The organism is Variovorax boronicumulans (assembly GCF_030812215.1).
Lineage (GTDB): Bacteria > Pseudomonadota > Gammaproteobacteria > Burkholderiales > Burkholderiaceae_C > Variovorax > Variovorax boronicumulans_C.
On the sequence record NZ_JAUSSG010000007.1, the window covers coordinates 270,838 to 289,840 of the forward strand.

Below are 19,003 nucleotides of genomic sequence, written 5' to 3' on the forward strand. Positions count from 1 at the left end.
CGGCTGGCAGGCCGCGGCTCGCACGGCATACGAACTTGGTATTCAGGCAGCCGGCCAGAACGCCAGCGCCCGCAGTTCGATGCTGCGTCGCGCAGGCGCCTCGGGCGCGCCGGTCGGGTCTTCGAACGCGGTGTGCGCGGTGAAGCGCGCGGTGCCGTCCTCGCGCGAGTCGTAGATCTTCAGGAGCAGCGCCTCGTCGGGCCGAAGCCTCGGGAACCAGTACCACTGGTGCCTGGGGTTCCAGGTGAAGGAGTAGGTCTCGCCCACCTTGTCGGGGTAGACCAGGTCGCTGGGCACCATGTCCTCGAACGCGATGGAGCGCGCATCGCACAGCGCGAGCGGCAGGCGCTCCACCGTGGCCAGCGGGCGCCACAGGTTGATGATGGCGAAACGGTGCTTCAGGCGTTCCTCTGCCTCTTCGGGCGGCAGGTGGTCGCGCACGCGGCGCGGCGCGGAGACGAAGGTCTGGTCGTTGTGCACCCGGCGCACCGGCTCACGCAACTCGGCCGTGCGGCGCGAGCCCTGTGCGCTGTCGCGCAGCGTGTGATCGAAGACGACGATCTTCTCGGCGCCCGTCACATCGCGCAGCAACGCCTCGGCCTCGCGGTAGTAGATGTCGCGGATGGTCGCGTCGTGTGAGAAGTCGGCCACCACGCTGCGGTGCGAGATCTGCGTGAAGCCGCTGCGATCGAGCGAGAGTTCGCGCAGCGCCACGAGCGGGCGGCCATCGCGGATGGCCACGCGGCGCGGTTCCAGCTCGCCGGTCACCCAGGGCACACCCGGCGGCGGCTCGAAGGTGTAGCTCACCGGCCTGCCCTGCCCCGCCTTCAGGTAATTCACCTCGCCTTCGACGAAAGGGAGATTGGCGGTCACCAGGTGGTCATTCGATGCGGTGCCCATGCGGCATGACTCCTCAGAAGGGTTCCTTGAACGGGCGCAGGTCGAGTTCCTGCGTCCACGCGCTGCGGTGCTGCACATGCAGCTGCCAGTAGTTCTCGGCAATGGCATCCAGCTGCAGCAGGCCGTCGTCGCCCGCCTGCGCGACGCGCTGCGGCGCATTGCTGCGCAGGCGCTCTCCGTCGATGCCGCCATCGATCACCACGTGGGCCACGTGAATGCCCTGCGGGCCGAATTCGCGCGCCAGGCTCTGGCTGAGCGACCGCAGGCTGGCCTTGGCCGCTGCGAAGGCGGCGAACGGCGGCTTGCCGCGCAGGGCCGCGGTGGCGCCGGTGAACAGCAGGCTGCCGCGCGCCCTCGGCGCGGTGGCTTCGAAGCCGTTGACCAACAGGCCCTGCAAGGCCTCTTTCGCAAAGATGAAACCGCCCAACGCGCTGGTGCGCCAGGCCTGCGTGAACTGGTCGACCGAGATCTCCAGCGTCGGCGCGCGCACCGCGCTCGAGGCATTGAAGACCGCCACCGACAGCGGCCCCAGGGCCTTCACGCGCTGCGCGATGCCGTGGATCTCGGCCTCGCTGGCCACATCGCCTGCGAACACCTGCGCGCGCCCGCCGGCGGCTTCGATTTCGGCAGCCACCGCGGCAAGCTGGGCCTGGGTGCGGCCGGTCAGTGCAACGAGAAATCCCTCGGCCGCGAAGCGCCGTGCGAGCGCGGCGCCCAGGCCGGCGCTGGCGCCGACACCGGCAATCCATGCCACAGGCGATGGGCCAGAAGCGGAGGAAGAAACAGGGGGCGGTGAAGAGACTGGAGGCATAGGTGAGGCCGAAGGCTATACCTGCGCTCCGCGGCGTGGAACGATGCAAAAGCGATAACCTTATTTGCCGGCTGGTCGGCGATCGCACGCGCTTGACGTCTCTCCGAATTTCACAGCGACACGATCGGCGGCTACGCTATCGGCTTCCCGGACCGCTTCCACAACAACTCACAGCATTGCTTTCCAGGAGGAGTTATCCATGGCCTTCGCCCGCACGATCCATGCCGATCTGCTTCGCGTGTTTCTTCTGACCCTCGTGTCGCTCTTCGCCATCCCGGCGGCGACGCTGGTCTTCACCGAATACGCACTGCGCTCGCAAGACGCCGAGTTCCTGCAGTCGATCGAGAAGCGCATCAACACCGATGCCCGCCTCAATGCCGCCGACAAGGCGGAGGCCACCGCGTTCTACCGCAGCCACCCGCTCTCCAAGGCCTGCGACGCCACCGCGCCGGAAGACAAGAACTTCCATGACAAGGTGTGCAGCCCCTACTCGATGCAGTGGCAGTTCCACTGGGCCGACCGCGCCGCGATCTGGACGCTGGTGCTCGGCGCTGCGCTGCTCGCAGCCGCTCTCGTGCTGGGCGCGCTGGCCTTCGCGAATCGAGGCCTGCGCTATGCGAGCTTCGTTGCAGGCTGGCGGCTCATGACGGTGTCGAGCGCCGTCGAGGTCGTGCTGCAGAGTGCGATGTTGGTGTGGCTCTCGTTCTGGGTCACGGCCTTCTTCTGGCACAGCTACTACGTCAAGCTGATCATCATTGCGGGCGTTGCCGCGGCAGCCGCCGTGTTCTATGCGGTGTACACGCTGTTCAAGAAGCTGCCTTCGGTCAACGCGATCGACGGCGAGCTCATCGCAGAAGCCGATGCGCCGCGCCTCTGGGAGCGCATCCGCCAGCTCGCGGGCCGCGTGAAGACAGCGCCGCCGGACCAGATCGTGGCGGGCATCGACACCAACTTCTTCGTCACAGAAGCGCCCATCGAAGTCGGCGGCCGGACCCTGAACGGCCGCACGCTCTTCGTGAGCATTCCGCTCTTGCGCGTGCTCGACCAGTCCGAGGCCGATGCGGTGCTGGCGCACGAGCTGGCCCACCTGGGCGGCGGCGACACCCGCAGCAGTGCGGCGCTCGGCCCCAAGCTGCGGCAGTTCGACCAGTACACCTGGAAGATGCGCAGCGGCGGCCTCACCATCGTGGCGCACTACCTGCTGCGCCTGTATCGCATGATCTTCGAGTTCGCCCTGGCGCGCGACAGCCGCGAGCGCGAGTACAAGGCCGACCGCGTATCGGCGAGCCTCACGGCACCCAGCGCCATCGTGCAGTCGCTGATCAAGATCTCGGCCTACGCGAGCTATCGCAACGACGTCGAGCAGAAGCTCTTCGCGCAGAACCGCCAGCACGACGGCGCGCTGGGCATCGCCCGCTTCGTGGCCGACGGGCTGCCGCCCTACGCGAGCTCCGAGGCGTTCATCGAGACGATGAAGACCGCCGACGTGCCCCACCCCTACGACAGCCATCCGCCGCTGCTCGAACGCATGCGCAACGTCAACCACCATGTGCCCGAGAGCGTGTACGGTGCCATCGTCGCGACCGCGCCCGAGGCCACTTGGGCCGACGAGATCGAAACGGCACCCGCCATCGAGCAGCGCCTGTGGAGCGAGTACGAGCAGCGCTTCGTGCAGAACCACGAACTGGCCCTCGCCTACCGCTACGAGCCCGCCACGGAGGAAGAGCGCATCGTGGTGCTGCGGCACTTTCCGCCGCTCGAATTCGCGCTGAAGAACAACGAGCGCATCGTGGTCGACTACGCCGGCCTTCATCCGAGCGCGGACGGCGGATCGACCATCGCGTGGGACGAGGTGAAAGGCCTCACCTACAAGGACGGCAGCTTCGGCGACACGCTGATCGTCACGCACCACGACAAGGCCATGCTGGGCGCCCGCACCACCAAGGTCAAGGTGTCGGGACTCGGCAAACAGAAAGACAACTTCAGGGGCGCCGTCGGCCATTACTGGCAACGCCACCAGGTCATGAGGGCACAGCAAAAAGAAGAAGCAGCCTCGACCGCGTGAGCCTCGGCTTTGCCGAGGCCGCGATGTCGAAAGACCCGGGCTTCGCCGCCGCCGTGTTCGGCAGCGCGACCGGCATCCAGCAGCTCAGGCGGACTTGCCGCGCGCAGCCTTCTTGCCGCCCTCGGCGCGCGGCGCATCGCTGCTGGCCGGCGCATTCGCCTGATCGACCCACAGCAGCGCATCGACATACGACACGAACCGGTTGAGGTATTCGGGCGACAGCTCTCGCATCAGCGTGAGCGATTGATGCACGAGGTTGTGCGAATTCAGCGGGCCGGCGTTCTGCGGCAGCTTTGCCAGCGATTGCGTCAGCCGCCGTTCGGCGCTGAGCTTCGACCAGGTGCTCCGGAAGAACGGGAGCACTTTCAGCTCGTTGGTCGCCGGGTCCATCCGCTCGGACGATCCGTGTTGCGCAAAGTGGGCCGTCAGTTCCGCGAGCGGTCCGCGGGAAGGCTGTCTTGCGGCTGCGGCGATTTCGGCGCCCGACGCTTTCTCGAGATCCTCGCCATAGGCCGCAAGCAGCGTGGCCACCCGCTCGTCCAGGACGCGCCGGGCTTCGCCGCTGTACTCAGCTGCGCGCCTGGCCAGCGTCTCGATGAAGTGAAAGCGGACCGGGTCGAGGCGATGCGCCCCGCGCTCGCGCCATGCGTCGAGCATTGCCCCGGTTTCGCCTGCCTCGTCGTTACTCACGGGGCTTTGTCTTCGCGTCGGTGCGCTTCGGCGTGGGCGCCATCTCCACGCGACGGTTCTTGGACCGCCCATCGGCATCGGCATTCGACGCCACCGCCTGCTCGGCACCGAAGGCCGCGGCAAAGATCGCGGACGACGGAATGCCCTCTTCGATCAGCGTGCGGGTCACCGTCAGGGCGCGCTGGGCCGAAAGCTCCCAGTTGTCCGCGAACTGGCGGTTGCCGCCGCGCACCTGCCGGTCGTCGGTGAAGCCGCTCACCATCAGGATCTCGTCGCGGGCCTGGAGGTAGGCCGTCAGCGGCGCGGCCAGGCTCTTGAGGAGTTGCCGGCCTTCGGGTTGCAGCTCGGCAGAGTTCAACGCGAACAGCACGCTGCCGCTGATGCCGATGCGCCCGTTGTTGAGCGTCACGCGGCCTGCCGCGAGCGGCCCGGCCAGCGCCTGTTCGAGCGTCTGCAGGCGCTCGGCCTCGACCCTGCGCTGCTTGACCTCGGCTTCGAGCTTGGTCGCGAGCTCCAGCTGCATGCCGATCACGCAGACCAGGATCAGCACGAAGGCGCCCAGCAAACCCGACATCAGGTCGCCGAAGACGGCCCATACCGGAACCGAGGCCTCGGTGCCGGCGTCGATGTCCTCGGTCATCACGCTTCGCTGCCGGCCGTGGCCCGTTGCGCAGCGAGTTGCTGCAGGTCTTCGACGATCTGCTTCTGCGACGAGATGCTCAGGTCGATGACCTCGCGGGCCTGCGCCACGTAGTAGGCCAGTTGCTCGTCGCTGCGCGCGATCGACTTGCCGAGCGCACCTTCGATGCGCTGCAGGTGCGCGCTCATCTTGTCGTTCGATTCGGTGAAGAGCTTCACCGCGAAGCCGAAGGCCTCGCCCAGGCTCGCCACTTCGACGGCGCTGCCGGTGATCTGCGCGACCACGTCGGCCATCTTTCCGGTTTCGGCGTCGACCTTGTCGGTGAAGCGAGCGCCGACGCGGTCCAGCAGGTCCGCCGATGTGGCCACGAGCGCGTCGATGGCGCTGCGCTGCTCGGTGGAGGCGTGGTTCACCGCGTCGAGCAGCGTTTCCAGCGTTCCGAGGATGCGGCTGCGCTCGTCGAGCATCGCGTTGTCGCGCGCCATGCTGCCTTCAAGCTTCTGGCGCAGCTCGGCAATCACTTCGGCCGCGGCGCGAGGCGCCTCGGCGGCGGCCTGCATGAGCTGGCCGATTTCGGCGATGGTGCTCTTCGCGTGGGCTTCGCTCTGGGCCGAGATGTCACCGGCGGTCTGCGCCAGCGTCTTGCAGATTTCCTGCTGCTGGGCTTCACTGCGCGCGCCTGCCTGCTGCCATTCCTCGCGCAGCGACACGGCCACTGCTTCGAGCGCCTGGGTCCATGAGGCCAGCCGTTGCTGGTCGCGCGATGCCATTTCGGCCTGCAGGTCGGTGTGCGCCTGGCCCACCGTGTTCAGCAGCGAAGCCGAGTGTTGTTCGAAAGTGGCTGCGGCCGCGGTCAGTGCGCGTTGCGTGTCGCCGGACAGGGTTTCGCTCGCGCGTTCGTGCTGCGCGAGCGCGCTGCGCCAGTTGTCGGACACGCGCTCGACCGTGGTTTCGAGGCGGGCGGAAACGCCGTCCACCAGCGAAGCCGAGCGTTGCTCGAAGGTCTGGGTGAACTGGTCGAGCGTGGCGCGCAGGTCCTTGGCTTGCGACTCGCTCGCGCGTTGCTGCCCGGCGAGCGCGGTCTTCCAGATGTCCGCCACGGTGGTGGTGTTGGCCTCGAAGCGGGTGGAGAGGCCATCCAGTTGCCGCTGCACGCCTTGCTCGACCGTGGCGTGCAGCGCGGCCGTCTCGCGCGCGATGCCGGCCATGGTGGCTTCGACCACCGGCTGGATCGTTGCGCCGGCGATTCGGGCGCTTTCGGCCAGGCCCTCTTTCAGCGATTGGCCGACCGAAGAAGCCAGGCCCGCATACACGGCCTCGGCCTTGCCGTGGAAGCTGTCCTGGCTGGAAATCAGGCGCTCGTTCAAGGCCTGGCTCTGGCGCTCCATCGTCGCCATCATCAGTTGCAGCCTGTCGACCAGTGCGGGCATCGCCTCGCCCTGGCGCTGCAGCAGCTTGAAGGACTCCTCGCGTTGATGGGCCTGCGAGAAGACGCGCAAGGTGGTGGCGATGCGCGTGTCGAGCAGTTGCCCGGCCTGCATCCTGTCGCGCCGGCTCAGGGCCGACAGGAGGCCCAGCGTCGCCGACGTGGCCACGCCCGCGAGCGAGGTGCCGAAGGCCACGCCCAGTCCCTTGACCGGCGCGGCCAGCGAGGCGCGCATGGCCTGCAGGTCCGATGCACTCTCCAGCGCCGTGCCCGTGCCGTTCAGCGTGACCACCATGCCAAGGAAAGTGCCCAGCATGCCCAACAGCACCAGCAGGCCCGCGAGGTACGGCGTGAGGCTCGGGCCGGGCAAGCCGACGCGCTCGCCCTCGATACGCAGGCGCACCGCGTTGCGCAGCGACGGATGCAGCCTGTCGAGCCACTCGCCCAGGCTGGCCGGGGGGGCGGTCATGTCTGCGACGGCGCTGGCCAGCGTTGTCGTCGCCTGCCCGAAGCGGTGCAGCTCCAGCGCGCCGACCACATAGAACGCACCGATCAGCACGGTAATTGCCAGCGCCAACGGGTTCGAGCCGATGTACCCGATGCCCACCCAGCAGACCGCGGCCAGGCCGACGACGAAGACGATGCGATGAAGAAGTTGGGTCATGAAACTCTGGTTAGCTCGCGCGAAGGGCTTCGAGCAGCCCTTCGACCGGTTGAAATCGCACTTCCATCTCGGCGAGCAGCACGTCGTGCATGTCCTTGCGGAACACGGCCAGCCACACGCCGGGCTCGGCCTCGCCATCGCCATCGCCATCGACGTCGGCACTGGCGTTGGCGTTGGCATCGGCCCGGCCCAGGCGCTTGAAATGCTTCTCGAGCGTCGCCGGGACGCTCGCCAGCAGCCGATGCTCCTGCGCGCTCAACACCTGCTCCATGACCACGTCCACCGCAGCCAGCCGCGCCATGTCGGGCGAGCGCGTCGCCAGCGTCGAACGCAGCCGGCCGCGCAAGGGACCGATGCTCGTCTCCATGGCCTGCTGCCTGGCGTGGTAACGCCGGCGGTAGGCCGCGAAGTCGGTCGTGTTGTCCCGGGCAGCGCTGTGCATGTCTTCCGCGATGGCGTTGGCCATTGCGGTCCGCACGCGCTCGCACTCGCGTTCCTCGGGATTGCCGGCCGCGCGCGCGCCAGAAGACGAAGCAGCCAGGCCGCCGTTCAACGCTGCAGAAAGGGAAATGGCATCGGTCCAGCCGAGCCATTGACTCAATCGATCCGCAAAAGCCTGTTTGGGCTCGGGGACTTCGATGTCGGTCAGTCGAGCGAGCAAGCGAATCAGCGCCGAGCCGGTGAAGCCTGTGCGCCTTGACACTTGCACCATTACCGCCAGATGGAAAAACCTGGCAGTCTACACGGTCGATTCCCCCTGGATGGCCCTGCAACCGCTGGCGGTTGCTTTGAGTGACATCTTGCCGACCATTCGAAACACACTGGCCTGTTCAGCCTGGAAGAGCGGCCAGCGCCGCGTTGCTAAAACCGATGCGGTGCGCCATGGTTTCTCGTTCAGTACAAGGTCGACCGCTGCCGCGCCGGCAGCTCGCGGTCGTAAGTCGCCCCGTCGAACGCCGCATCGGTCAGCGCGGAAAGAATCGCCCCGGCCGTCGGCACTTCGCGCTTCGCATCCGCCGCCACCGGCGCCCAGAGCTTCGCGCGCTGGATCGCGCGGGCGCACTGGAAGTACACCGTCTCCACCTGCACCTCGATCACGCACTGCGGCAGCTTGCCCTCCATCGCGAAGCGCGCCATGACGTCGGGTGCGACGGTGATGCGCGCGCGTCCGTTCACGCGCAGCGTTTCGCCGACACCGGGAATCAAGAAGAGCAAGGCCACGCGCGGGTCGGTCACGATGTTGCGCAGGCTGTCGATGCGGTTGTTGCCGCGGCGCTCGGGCATCAGCAGCGTCTTCTCGTCCTGGATCGCCACGAAACCCGGCGGGTCGCCGCGCGGCGATGCGTCCAGGCCACCGGGGCCGAGGGTGGCGAGCACCGCGAAGGGCGACGCGGCAATCAGCGCCTGATAGCTCGGGTGCAGGTGGGGCACCTCCTTCTTCAGCGAGGCCTCGCCCGGCTGGCCGAACAGGGCTTCGAGCTGCTCGACGGTTTCGATGGCGTGGGACCTTGTCATGACGTGCGCTCCTGCGTGTGGGGTGGTGTCGATTGTGGCGATGGATTTCTCCCGCAAGCCAGCGCCATGACGGCCAGCAGCGCTGCGGCAATGCCATAGAGCCACGGCGGCGATGCGACCGGCAGCAGCAGCCCCGCGATGAGCGGCCCTGCCCCGGCGCCGATGTCGCGCCACACCGAGCGAGCGGCCAGCGCCTGCACGCGCTCGGGCCCCGGCGTGCGACGCGCCACGATGGGCGACAGCAAGGGCAGTTGCAAGGCGCGCAGCACCACGATCAGCGCCGCGCAGCTCCAGAGCCAGCCGAGGCCGAAACCCACGAGCGCAACGGCCGTCACGAGCGAAAGGCTCACCAGCAGGCGCTCGGCCCCGAAACGGTCCGCCAGGTGCCCGCCGACCGGGCTCAGGAAAATCTCCGCGAGGTAGCGCAGCGCCATCAGCAGGCCGGCCACGATCACCGCGCCGCCCGGCAGCAGATCCTTGCCGAGGTAGGACAGGCCCACGATGAAGAGCCCGTCGAGTGCCAGTCCCTCCATGAACGACCAGCCGTCAAGGCTGTTCGGCCACTGGAAGCGCCGCGTGGGCTTTTCCGTGCGATGCGGCGCGGACGGCAGCCGCCGTGTCGCGAACACCGCCAGCAGCGAGAACACCGCCAGGATGCCGAAGATCGCGCGCGGCCCGACCCAGAGCGCCATCAACGCGCCCAGCGGCAGCGCCAGCACCGGCCCCATCGCGATGAACGCGCGCGAGCGGCCATTGCGGCGCGCGGCGCCCACCGGGTCGGCCGTGGCCAGCGCCTGGGTCGACAGGTTGAGCGCCGCGAAGCACAGCCCCCACATCAGCCGCAGCGGCAGCAGCGCCCAGAAGCCCGAGAGCGTGGCGTAGCCCACGCCGCAAACGGCGGCCGCCACGACGGCGATGGTGCAGGTCGGCCGGTCGCCGTTGCGCGCGTAGAAGCGGGCCACCCAGCGGTACCCGGCAATGCGCACCAGCCGATTGGCCGCGAGCAGCATGCCGGCTTCGGCCAGCGTCACGCCGAACTGGTCGGCGTACATCGGCAGCAAAAGGTAGAGAACGACGTCGGCCGGCAGCGAAAGCCCGAGCGCGATGGCTGCGTGGCGGGAATTCAGATCGGTGGCGCCGGGCGCGGGGGTGGGAGCAGGAGCGAGGGGCGTTGAAGACATCGAGGCCGCATGGTGCGCCGCGACGCCGCGGGCTGACAAACGAGATTAATGCCCCTCATGCGTGAGAAAATCGCACACATGCCGCTTCGGGAACCGCCTCTCAACGCCGTGCGCGCCTTTGTCGCCGCAGCCCGCCACCTGAGTTTCACGCGCGCAGCACAGGAGCTTCATGTCACGCACAGCGCAGTGAGCCGGCAGATCAAGAGCCTTGAGGAATGCCTGGGCGTCGCGCTGTTCGAGCGCCGTATCCGGCAGGTGGCGTTGACGGCCGAAGGCCAGCAGTTCTTCGCGGAAGCCGGGCCGGCACTGGCGCAGATCAATGCGGCGGCCCATGTGCTGCAGGCGCAAGGCCCGGCGCGCGCGGTGCGGATCAACGTGCGGCCGTCGTTCGCGGTGCGCTGGCTGATTCCGCGGCTGCCGTCGTTCGTCGAGCGCCATCCCGACATCGAACCGCAGGTCGTCACCAGCACAGTGATGCCCGAGCAGGCCATCGGCAGCTTCGACATCGCGGTGCGGCGCGGGCTCGAAGGCTGGCCCTCCTCCGTCGACCTGCATCCCTTTCTCGAAGACGAGGTGCTGGTGGTCGGTGCGCCCGCCTTGTTCAGGACGCATCCGCTGGCCGACCTTCGCGCGCTGGCATCGCACGTGCAGCTCTCGGCCAAGACGCGCAAGGACGACTGGGATGCCTGGAAGAAGCAGGTCGGTGCGCCGCGCACGAGGCCGGCGGGCCGCCTGCAGTTCGACCACCTGCACTTCGTGCTGCAGGCCGCGGTCGACGGGCTGGGCATCGCGCTCGCACCGACCTCGCTCGTGTCGCACGACCTGGCCTCGGGCCGGCTGCAGTCGCCGCTGCCCGCGCTGCGCATGGCGCTCGATCGCTACTACTACGGCCTTGCATCCGATGCCGCGCCGGAAGCCCGGCACGTGGCTGCTTGGTTCGAGCAGATGCTGCCGCCGCTCAGCCCGCCAACGAGCGAATGACCTCGGCGAGGCCGACCTTGCCCTTGCGCACGGTGGCATCGCCGCCTTCGAAGGTGATCCATCCCTCGTTGAAGCCGTCGAGCATCTGGATGCGCGGCATCGGGTCCTTCATGCCCTGCGCGCGGAAAAGCGAACCCCAGGTCTCGCGCGGCACCACGTCGGCCTGAACCGGGCGGCCCAGCACCGTCGAGAGCGCCGCGGCGATCGCGTTCGGGCTCACACGCTCCGGACCTTCGAGTTCCACGATGCCTTCGACCGCGCCTTCCTGCACCAGCAACTCGGCCGCGACCCGCCCGACGTCGGCCGCGGCGACCATCGGCACCTGCCTGTCGAGCGGCTGCAGGAAGCTCGCGAAAACGCCCTGCTCGCGCGCCCCCGCAATGTCCCAGGCGAGGTTGTCGAGGAACCATGCGGGCCGCAGGAACGCGACGTGCACAGGCAGCGCCGACAGCGCCTGTTCCATCAGGGTGCGCTGGCTCAGCAGGTTCGATTGCGTGGCCTGCGCGCCGACGGTTGAAAGGCAGATCACGCGGGCCGGCCGCGCCGCGACGAGCGCGCGGCTCACCGCGTCGATGACCGCCTTCGCCTCGGGGAAGCCGGGCATGGGATCGAAGTTCGGCGGAGGCAGGACGAAGACACCTCGAACGCCCGTGAATGCACGCGTCAACGCCGCCGCATCTTCCATGTCGGCGATGGCGACTTCGCAGCCGAGGCTCGCCCACGCCCGGCCCTTGGCTGCATCGCGCACCACCGCGCGAACGGAATGCCTCTGGGCCAGCAAGGTGCGCGCGACGGCGCCGCCGACATTGCCTGTGATACCGGTGATTGCGTACATGTGACTTTCCTTTTTCTTTCCAGTGAATCGGTTGCGATGGAAGGAATGTAGGAATCCGGCGCCTTTGAGTAAAGCGACCTCAAGGCATATCATTCATGACACTTGATCACGAATTAAAAATGGCACTCGACGGACGACTCCTCTCCAACGTGGGCGTGCTCGCCGCTGTCGTCGAAGGCGGCAGCTTCGCGAGCGCGGCCCATGCCCTCGGCCTCACACCCTCGGGCGTCAGCCGCGCCATCGCACGGCTGGAGGCACGCATCGGCGTGCGGCTGTTCGACCGCACGACGCGCTCGCTCAACCTCACGGACGAGGGCCGGCTGCTCTATGCCAACGTCAATCCGCTGGTGTTGGGCATCGAGGATGCGGTGACCATCGCCGCGGGCTCGTCCGGCGCGGTGCGCGGGCGGCTTCGCGTCAACACCGACGCCTTCACATCGCGCCTCCTGCTCGCGCCGCACCTCCCGCGTTTTCTGGATCAGTACCCCGAGCTGTCGCTCGACCTCGTCGCGCGCGACCAGCTCGGCGACCTGGTGGCCGAGGGCTTCGACATCGCGGTGCGCTTCGGCGAACCGCCCTCCTCCTCGCTGGTCGCGCGCAAGCTCATGGACACGCGCATCGTGACCGTCGCGACGCCCGCCTACCTGAAGCGCCACGGACGCCCCGCCAAGCCCGCAGACCTCGTCGACCACGCGTGCCTGCAGGTGCGCAACCCGGTCACGGGACAGCCGTTCGCGTGGGAGTTCCAGCGCGGCCGCAAGCTCGTCAAGGTGCCGACCACCGGCCGGCTGCTGCTGACCGATGCGGGCACCATCCTGGCCACCGCGCTCGCGGGCATCGGGGTTGCGCAGATCAAGGCGGTGGGCATCCAGCAGCATCTGGACAGCGGCGAATTCGTCGACCTGTTTCCCGACTGGCCCGACGAGCGCTTTCCGCTCTATGCGCTGTACCCGTCGCGTCATCTGCCGGCGGCGAAAGTGCGGGCCTTCATCGACTTCGTGATGGCGGCGATTGCCCCCGAAGCGAAGCCGAAGACCTCGCGCTGACACGCTGCTCGCAGGTCCGCAAACGGCCAGCGCCGGATGGCATACGCGAGCAGGATCGGGCTTTCCATTCGAGCCCTGTCGCATGCCTTCCACCCTTCCCCGCTCCTTCCGGAATCTCGCCTGGTCCAACCTCGCGGCCCAATCGGCCGAGCAACTGAGCCTTGCGGCCGTGCCATTGGTCGCGGTGCTGATGCTCGGCGCGGGGCCAGGAGAGATCGGTTTTCTCGCAGCGGTCCAGGCGCTGCCTTTCCTGCTGGTCTCGATGCCGCTCGGGCTGCTGGCCGATCGCATGTCGCGCAGGCGGCTGATGGTGTGGGCGGAAGCATTGCGAGCAGCGTCGCTGCTGGTGCTTCTCGTGATGGTGTTCGCGTCGAAGCTCAGCATCGCGTGGCTGGCGGTGCTCGGGTTTCTCGGGGCGGTGGGCACCGTGGGTTTCAGCGTTGCGGCGCCGGCTCTGGTGCACGCGCTCGTGCCGCGCGAAGCGCTGGCAGTGGCCAACGGAAGGCTCGAGCTTGCACGCAGCGCGGCGTTCACCGCCGGCCCTGCGCTCGCGGGCGCGCTGGTCGCATGGGCGGGCGCTCCGGCCGTGTTTGTGCTGGCGGCCGTGCTGTCCGTCGCGGCCGTGGCGCTGCTGCTGCGACTGACCGAAGCGCCGCGTTCACCTGCCTCGCCGCGCCATCCATTGCACGAAGTGAGGGACGGCGCCCGCTTCGTCTGGCAGCACGAACTGCTGCGACCGATGGCGATCACCGGCGCGGTATTCAACATCTCGTGGTTCGTGCTGCAGGCCGGCTATGTGCCTTATGCGGTGCGGGTGCTCGGGCTCGGCGCAGAGGCGGTGGGCTTCACGCTGGCGATGTATGGCGCGGGCATGGTGGCGGGCGCGCTGCTGACCTCGCGCGTCGTGGCACGGCTGCCCTTCGGCCGCGCCATACAGGTCGGACCCGCCGTGGCGGTGGTCGCCGCGGGCGTGATGGCTGCCACGCTGGTCTTTCCCCGGGCATCGCTGGCTGCGCTGTCGTTCTTTCTCTTCGGCGCGGGTCCAATGGTCTGGGTCATCACCTCGACAACGCTGCGGCAGAGCATCGTGCCGTCGACGATGCTGGGGCGGGTGTCGGCCGTGTTCCTGACGATCAACGCGGGGGCACGGCCCATCGGCGCCGCGCTGGGTGGTGCCGTAGGTGCCGCATGGGGCGAGCCGGCCTGCCTGCTGCTCGCGTTCGCGGGTTTTGCGCTGCAGGCCCTGATCATCTTTGCGTCGCGCATCGCGACGCTGCATCGGCTGCCGGCGGCCGTGGCCTGACCGGCTTCCGTTCAGAAGAGCGACGCCATCCCGTTCGGCCGCGCGTCCTCGATGCCGAGCATCCGCAGCTTGGTCAGCGCGCCGCCGCCGGCCGAGAAACCACCGGGCTTGTTGCCCGCCGCGAGCACGCGATGGCAAGGCACCACGGGTGCGAAAGGGTTGTGCCCCATCGCCTGCCCCACCGCCCGCGACAGGCCCTTGTCGCCAAGCGCCTCGGCAATCTCGCCGTAGGTGCGCGTCTGCCCCGGCGGAATGCTGCGCGCGATGGCGTAGATGCGCTGGTGAAACTCCGACACGCCGCACATGTCGAGCACGATGTGCGTCAAGTCGTCGTGCACGCCCTGCAGCAGGCCCTGGATGGCGGCGATGGCGTGTTGCGCCATGTCGTTCGGCGGCCCTTCGTGCAGGTCCGGAAAGCGACGGCGCATGCGCGCCCGCGTGGCCGGCTCGCCCTCGTCGGCAGGCAGTTGCACGCCGACCAATCCGTGCGGCCCCCAGGCCAGCGCGCAGATGCCGATGGTGGTTTCGAACAATGCGAAGCCGGTGTCGTCCTGTTTCGTCATCCGATCTCCTTCAGCGCATGCTGGCGCGAGGCCAGCACCGCAGCGAGCCACAGCGCGATCGCCGAGGCCACCAGCCCGCGCGCGAGGCCGCCGGGGCCGTCCGATATCCAGCCCGTCACCGTCGGCCCGACGATCTGCCCGAGCGCGAAGACGATGGTGAACAGGCTGATGCCCTGCGCCCAGCGTGCCGGCGGCAGGTTGTGGCGCACCAGCGCGGTGGTCGAGGCCACCACCGACAGGAACACCCCGCCGAACAGCACGCCCGATGCCAGCGCCACGGGCGCCGAAGCGCTCAGCACCGGCAACAGCGTGGCCACGCCCAGCAGCCCGTTCAACAGCGCCTGCGGCTGGCCGCCGCGATAACGATCGAGCAACCCGGCCCAGAGGCGCGACGAGGCCACGCAGGCGATGCCCAGCAAGGCATAGAACAAGGTGACGAAACCGGCGCTGGCGCCCTGCTCCCGCAGCAGCGCGATCACGAAGGTCATGTAGCCGATATAGCCCATGCCGAAGAGCGCGTAGCCCGCGAGTGCCCAGCCGAAGTGGCGCAGCGCGACGGGCGTGGCCTCGGTCGCGATTGCGGCCGACGGTGTTGCCGAGGAACCCGGAGGGTCAGGCATCGCGCGCCCCGCCCAGGCCAGCAAGCCGGTGGCGGCCGCGCTTGCGATCGCCAGCGCCCACCACGCCCAGGTCCAGCCGTGCGGCACATCCGACGCTGCGCGCAGCACCTGCGGCACGAGCAGGGCCGACAGGAGAATGCCGAAGCCGGTGCCGCCGTAGTAGATCCCCAGCAGCAACCCGCCGCGCGAGGCGCCGGTCCGTGCATCTGCTTCACCGAGCCGCGCGGCCAGCAAGCCGCCCGCCACGAACACCCAGGCGCTGGCCACGCCGGCCAGCAAACGCTGCAGCAGCAAGGCGGATGCGTCGGTCACGAAGCCGCTGCCGGCCATGAACACGCTGGCCAGCACCGCGCCCACGAGAAGGAGCCGCGTCACGCCGAAGCGCCGCATCAGCGCCGGCGTGACCAGCGCACCGGCCAGGTAGCCGACCGCGTTGGCGGTGTTCATGCCCCCGGCCAGCGCGTAGCTCCAGCCGAGGTCGGCGCGCATGGGCGGCAACAGCAGTGCGTAGGCGAAGCGGGTGATGCCGAGCGACACGGCCGCGCCCATCGACAGCGCGAACGCAAGGCGCAGCGTGGGCTGCGCGCGAAGGGATGGAGAAGTGAGGGTGGTCGACATCGGATCGGGCGGCGCAGCCATTTTGCGGCAGCCCGCGCGATCCTGCCTGCGTGGCTGCCGGTTTACCGCGTCGCCGAATCCGGCTTCAGCAGGTGCCGCGCCAGCAGCACCGCCACATGCACAGCCTCGCGCTGCGCCCCGTCGCCGATCTGGTGGCGGCAGCTGGTGCCGTCGGCCACCACCACCGCATCGGGCTTCGCCCGGATGGCTGGCAGCAGGCTCGCTTCGGCCATCTGCATCGAGACATCGAAATGGCTCGCCTCGTAGCCGAAGCTGCCGGCCATGCCGCAGCAGGAGCTTTCGATCAGCTCGGGCTCGGCGCCGGGAATGAGCTTGAGCACCTCCATGATCGGGCTTACCGCGCCGAAGGCCTTCTGGTGGCAATGGCCGTGCAGGAGGATCGGCGTCGCGGACGGCTTGAGTGCCAGCTCGAATCGGCCGGTCTTGATTTCGCGCGCGATGAACTCCTCGAACAACAGCGCCTGCTTCGCCACGGTCTGCGCCTTGTCGCCGAAGCCCATCACCAGCGTCTCGTCGCGCAGCGTGAACAGGCACGAAGGCTCCAGGCCGACGATGGGAATGCCGGCCTGCGCGAGCGGCAGCAGCGCATCGATCAATGCTTCGGCGCGAAGCTTCGCCTCGTCCACCATGCCGCTGGCGAGGAAGGTCCGGCCACAGCAGTGGTGCCCGCCGCTCTTCTCGACCGTGTGCAGCACATAGCCGGCGGCCTCGAGCACGCGCGCGGCTGCAAAGGCGTTTTCGCTCTCGAAGGTGCCGTTGAACGTGTCGACAAAAAGCACGGCCGCCTTGCCGCCGCGTGCCGCCACCGCCAGCACCGAGGCCTGGTCGGCGAACAGGCCGGGCTCGTTGCCCTTCGCGCGCCAGAACGTGTCAGAGCGCCATTCCGGCAGCGAGCGCTTCGCCGAGAAGCCCAGCAGCTTCTCGCCGAGCCACGCCGCACCCGGCACGTTGTTGCGCAGGTTCAGCAGCCACGGCATGCGGCTCGCCTTGTGCGCGTAGTCGGGCATGTAGGCCACGAGCTTGTCTTTGAGCGTATGGCCGTGGCGCTTCTTGTAGTGATCGAGAAACTCGATCTTCATCTTCGCCATGTCGACGCCCGTCGGGCAGTCGCGCTTGCAGCCCTTGCAGCCGACGCACAGGTCCATGGTCTCGTGCATGGCCTCGCTGGTGAAGGCATCGGCGCCGAGCTGGCCCGAGAGCGCCAGGCGCAGCGTGTTGGCACGGCCGCGCGTGAGGTGCTGTTCGTCGCGCGTCACGCGGTAGCTCGGGCACATGGTGCCGGCGTCGAACTTGCGGCAGTGGCCGTTGTTGTTGCACATCTCCACGGCCTTGGCGAGGCCGCCGGTGCTGTCGCCGCCGGTGCCGGGCGCGGTGGTCACCTCGGTCACGGGGTCGGCATTGACGTTCCAGGCCGACCAGTCGAGCACCGGCTTGAGTTCGATGCGGCGGTAAGGCTTCGGCGCCGTGGGCGGCGCGAAGCGGAACAGCGAACCGTCGTCCATGCGGGGCGGGTCGATGATCTTGCCGGGATTGAACAGGTCGAGAGGGTCGAGCTTCTTCTTGATCGCGCGAAAGGCCTCGTTGATGGCCGGGCCGAACTGCCATTCGATCCACTCGCCGCGGCACAGGCCGTCGCCGTGCTCGCCGCTGAACGCGCCCTTGTACTTGCGCACCAATGCGCTGGCTTCTTCGGCGATGGCGCGCATCTTCGCGGCGCCGTCTGCCCGCATGTCGAGGATCGGCCGCACATGCAGCGTGCCGACCGACGCATGCGCGTACCAGGTGCCGCGGCTGCCGTATTTCGCGAACACCTCGGTCAGCGCGTCGGTGTATTCGGCCAGGTGTTCGAGCGGCACCGCGCAGTCCTCGATGAAGCTCACCGGTTTGCCGTCGCCCTTGAGGCTCATCATGATGTTGAGGCCGGCCTTGCGCACTTCCCACAGGTTCTTCTGCCGCGCGTCGTCGGGCATCTCGACCACGCTGCCCGGCAGGCCCAGGTCGCCCATCAGTTCGACGAGTTGCTTGAGCTGCGGCAGCAATGCGGCCTTGTCGGCGCCGGAAAACTCGACCAGCAGGATCGCCGCGGGCTTGCCGATCAGCGCGGTTTCCACCGTCGGCTTGAAGGCGGGGTTCGCCAGGCTCAACTCGATCATCGTGCGGTCGACCAGCTCCACCGCCGTCGGCCCGAGCTTCACGATGTGCTGCGCCGCGTCCATGGCCGCATGGAAGGTCGGGAAGTTCACGATGCCCAGCACCTTCGCGCGCGGCAGCGGCGCGAGCTTGAGCTTCAGGCTCTTCGTGTAGGCGAGCGTGCCTTCCGAGCCGATGAGCAAGTGCGCAAGGTTCACGCTGCCATCGGCGGTGTATGGCTTCTCGCTCTGGTTGTCGAAGATGTCGAGGTTGTAGCCCGCCACACGGCGCATCACCTTGGGCCAGTGCTCGGCCATCTCGTCGCGGTGCTGCCGCGCGAGGCCGCGCACGAACTGCGCAATGCCGGCCGCGCGCACGCCCAGCGTGCCCACCGGGCCGAACTCGACCAGCTCACCGTTCGAGAGCCACGCGCTCGCGCCCAGCACGTTGTGCACCATGTTCCCGTAGGCAATGGAGCGCGAGCCGCAGGAGTTGTTGCCTGCCATGCCGCCCAGCGTGGCCTGCGCGCTGGTCGATACATCGACCGGATACCAGAGCCCGAGCGGCTTGAGCTTTGCGTTCAGGTGATCGAGCACGAGGCCGGGCTCGACGGTGGCCGTGCCCTCCTCCGCGTTCACCTCGAGCACGCGGCGAAAGTGCTTGCTGTTGTCGATCACCAGCGCCGCGCCCGTGGTCTGCCCGCACTGGCTGGTGCCGCCGCCGCGTGCGAGCACCGGCACCTTGAGGTCGCGTGCGATGTCGATGGCGGTCGCGATGTCCTTGTCGTTCGTCGGCACGAAGGCGCCGACCGGCGTGATCTGGTAGATCGACGCGTCGGTGGCGTAGCGTCCGCGCGAGCCGTCGTCGAACAGCACCTCCCCTTGCGTCTCGGCGCGCAGCCGGCGCGAGAGCAGCTCGCAGGTGTCGTTGGGCGGAAGAACGGTTCCGGCTGGCTGCATGTGGCTGGCGGGGTCGATGCGCATGGTGAATGTGT

At 68.5% G+C, this 19,003-nt stretch carries 16 protein-coding genes; 4 read left to right on the top strand and 12 right to left on the bottom strand.

The features are described 5' to 3' along the window. Positions 1-42: 42 nt before the first annotated feature. Both J2W23_RS19985 and J2W23_RS19990 read right to left on the bottom strand, forming a co-directional pair. Entirely contained in the window at positions 43-900 is an 858-nt protein-coding gene (locus tag J2W23_RS19985; RefSeq protein WP_307649969.1) for a CmcJ/NvfI family oxidoreductase, read from the bottom strand. Positions 901-913: 13 nt separating this feature from the next. Continuing rightward, complete coding sequence (locus tag J2W23_RS19990; RefSeq protein ID WP_176657484.1) at positions 914-1,711, bottom strand: SDR family NAD(P)-dependent oxidoreductase; 798 nt, start codon at positions 1,709-1,711, stop codon at positions 914-916. A 199-nt stretch (positions 1,712-1,910) separates the two neighbouring features. On the opposite strand from J2W23_RS19990, the gene J2W23_RS19995 reads away from it, so the two are divergent. Beyond that, positions 1,911-3,776, top strand: a complete 1,866-nt coding sequence (locus J2W23_RS19995) for a M48 family metallopeptidase (protein WP_307649970.1) — start codon at positions 1,911-1,913, stop codon at positions 3,774-3,776. Positions 3,777-3,860: 84 nt separating this feature from the next. Here J2W23_RS19995 and J2W23_RS20000 read toward each other — a convergent pair whose 3' ends face one another. From J2W23_RS20000 to J2W23_RS20025, 6 genes are all read right to left on the bottom strand, one after another. Continuing rightward, complete coding sequence (locus tag J2W23_RS20000) at positions 3,861-4,433, bottom strand: DUF2894 domain-containing protein (RefSeq protein ID WP_307649971.1); 573 nt, start codon at positions 4,431-4,433, stop codon at positions 3,861-3,863. Positions 4,434-4,458: 25 nt separating this feature from the next. Further along, positions 4,459-5,106, bottom strand: a complete 648-nt coding sequence (locus tag J2W23_RS20005) for an OmpA family protein (protein WP_307649972.1) — start codon at positions 5,104-5,106, stop codon at positions 4,459-4,461. After that, positions 5,106-7,196 carry a DUF802 domain-containing protein gene (locus J2W23_RS20010; RefSeq protein WP_307649973.1) on the bottom strand — a complete coding sequence of 697 codons (2,091 nt, stop codon included), beginning with the start codon at positions 7,194-7,196 and terminating at the stop codon, positions 5,106-5,108. The genes J2W23_RS20005 and J2W23_RS20010 overlap by 1 nt, the downstream gene beginning before the upstream one ends. A gap of 10 nt (positions 7,197-7,206) precedes the next feature. Then, on the bottom strand, positions 7,207-7,908 hold the full coding sequence (locus tag J2W23_RS20015) for a DUF3348 domain-containing protein (protein ID WP_307649974.1): 702 nt from the start codon (positions 7,906-7,908) through the stop codon (positions 7,207-7,209). Positions 7,909-8,090: 182 nt separating this feature from the next. Further along, positions 8,091-8,711, bottom strand: a complete 621-nt coding sequence (locus J2W23_RS20020; RefSeq protein ID WP_176657489.1) for a pyridoxamine 5'-phosphate oxidase family protein — start codon at positions 8,709-8,711, stop codon at positions 8,091-8,093. Beyond that, positions 8,708-9,892, bottom strand: coding sequence for an MFS transporter (locus J2W23_RS20025; RefSeq protein WP_307649975.1), 1,185 nt, complete (start codon positions 9,890-9,892; stop codon positions 8,708-8,710). The genes J2W23_RS20020 and J2W23_RS20025 overlap by 4 nt, the downstream gene beginning before the upstream one ends. Positions 9,893-9,970: 78 nt before the next feature. On the opposite strand from J2W23_RS20025, the gene J2W23_RS20030 reads away from it, so the two are divergent. Next, positions 9,971-10,873, top strand: a complete 903-nt coding sequence (locus J2W23_RS20030; protein ID WP_307649976.1) for a LysR substrate-binding domain-containing protein — start codon at positions 9,971-9,973, stop codon at positions 10,871-10,873. Here the strand turns inward: J2W23_RS20030 and J2W23_RS20035 are convergent. Then, positions 10,851-11,708 (bottom strand): NmrA family NAD(P)-binding protein, encoded by an 858-nt coding sequence (locus J2W23_RS20035; RefSeq protein ID WP_307649977.1) that lies wholly within the window; start codon positions 11,706-11,708, stop codon positions 10,851-10,853. The genes J2W23_RS20030 and J2W23_RS20035 overlap by 23 nt on opposite strands. A gap of 119 nt (positions 11,709-11,827) precedes the next feature. On the opposite strand from J2W23_RS20035, the gene J2W23_RS20040 reads away from it, so the two are divergent. After that, the gene (locus tag J2W23_RS20040; RefSeq protein WP_307650076.1) at positions 11,828-12,754 is read left to right on the top strand and encodes a LysR family transcriptional regulator; all 927 of its coding nucleotides are present in this window, start codon (positions 11,828-11,830) and stop codon (positions 12,752-12,754) included. Between the two features lie 82 nt (positions 12,755-12,836). Next, positions 12,837-14,057: an MFS transporter gene (locus tag J2W23_RS20045; protein WP_307649978.1), complete on the top strand. Its 1,221-nt coding sequence runs from the start codon at positions 12,837-12,839 to the stop codon at positions 14,055-14,057. Between the two features lie 11 nt (positions 14,058-14,068). On the opposite strand, the gene J2W23_RS20050 is transcribed toward J2W23_RS20045, so the two are convergent. The 3 genes from J2W23_RS20050 to J2W23_RS20060 form a co-directional block, all read right to left on the bottom strand. Beyond that, a complete protein-coding gene (locus J2W23_RS20050) occupies positions 14,069-14,620 on the bottom strand; it encodes a methylated-DNA--[protein]-cysteine S-methyltransferase (protein WP_307649979.1) in 552 nt (183 codons plus the stop codon). Beyond that, the gene (locus J2W23_RS20055; protein WP_307649980.1) at positions 14,617-15,858 is read right to left on the bottom strand and encodes a YbfB/YjiJ family MFS transporter; all 1,242 of its coding nucleotides are present in this window, start codon (positions 15,856-15,858) and stop codon (positions 14,617-14,619) included. Before J2W23_RS20055 ends, J2W23_RS20050 begins: the two co-directional genes overlap by 4 nt. Positions 15,859-15,920: 62 nt before the next feature. Then, a complete protein-coding gene (locus J2W23_RS20060; RefSeq protein ID WP_307649981.1) occupies positions 15,921-18,992 on the bottom strand; it encodes an FAD-binding and (Fe-S)-binding domain-containing protein in 3,072 nt (1,023 codons plus the stop codon). Positions 18,993-19,003 lie beyond the last annotated feature (11 nt).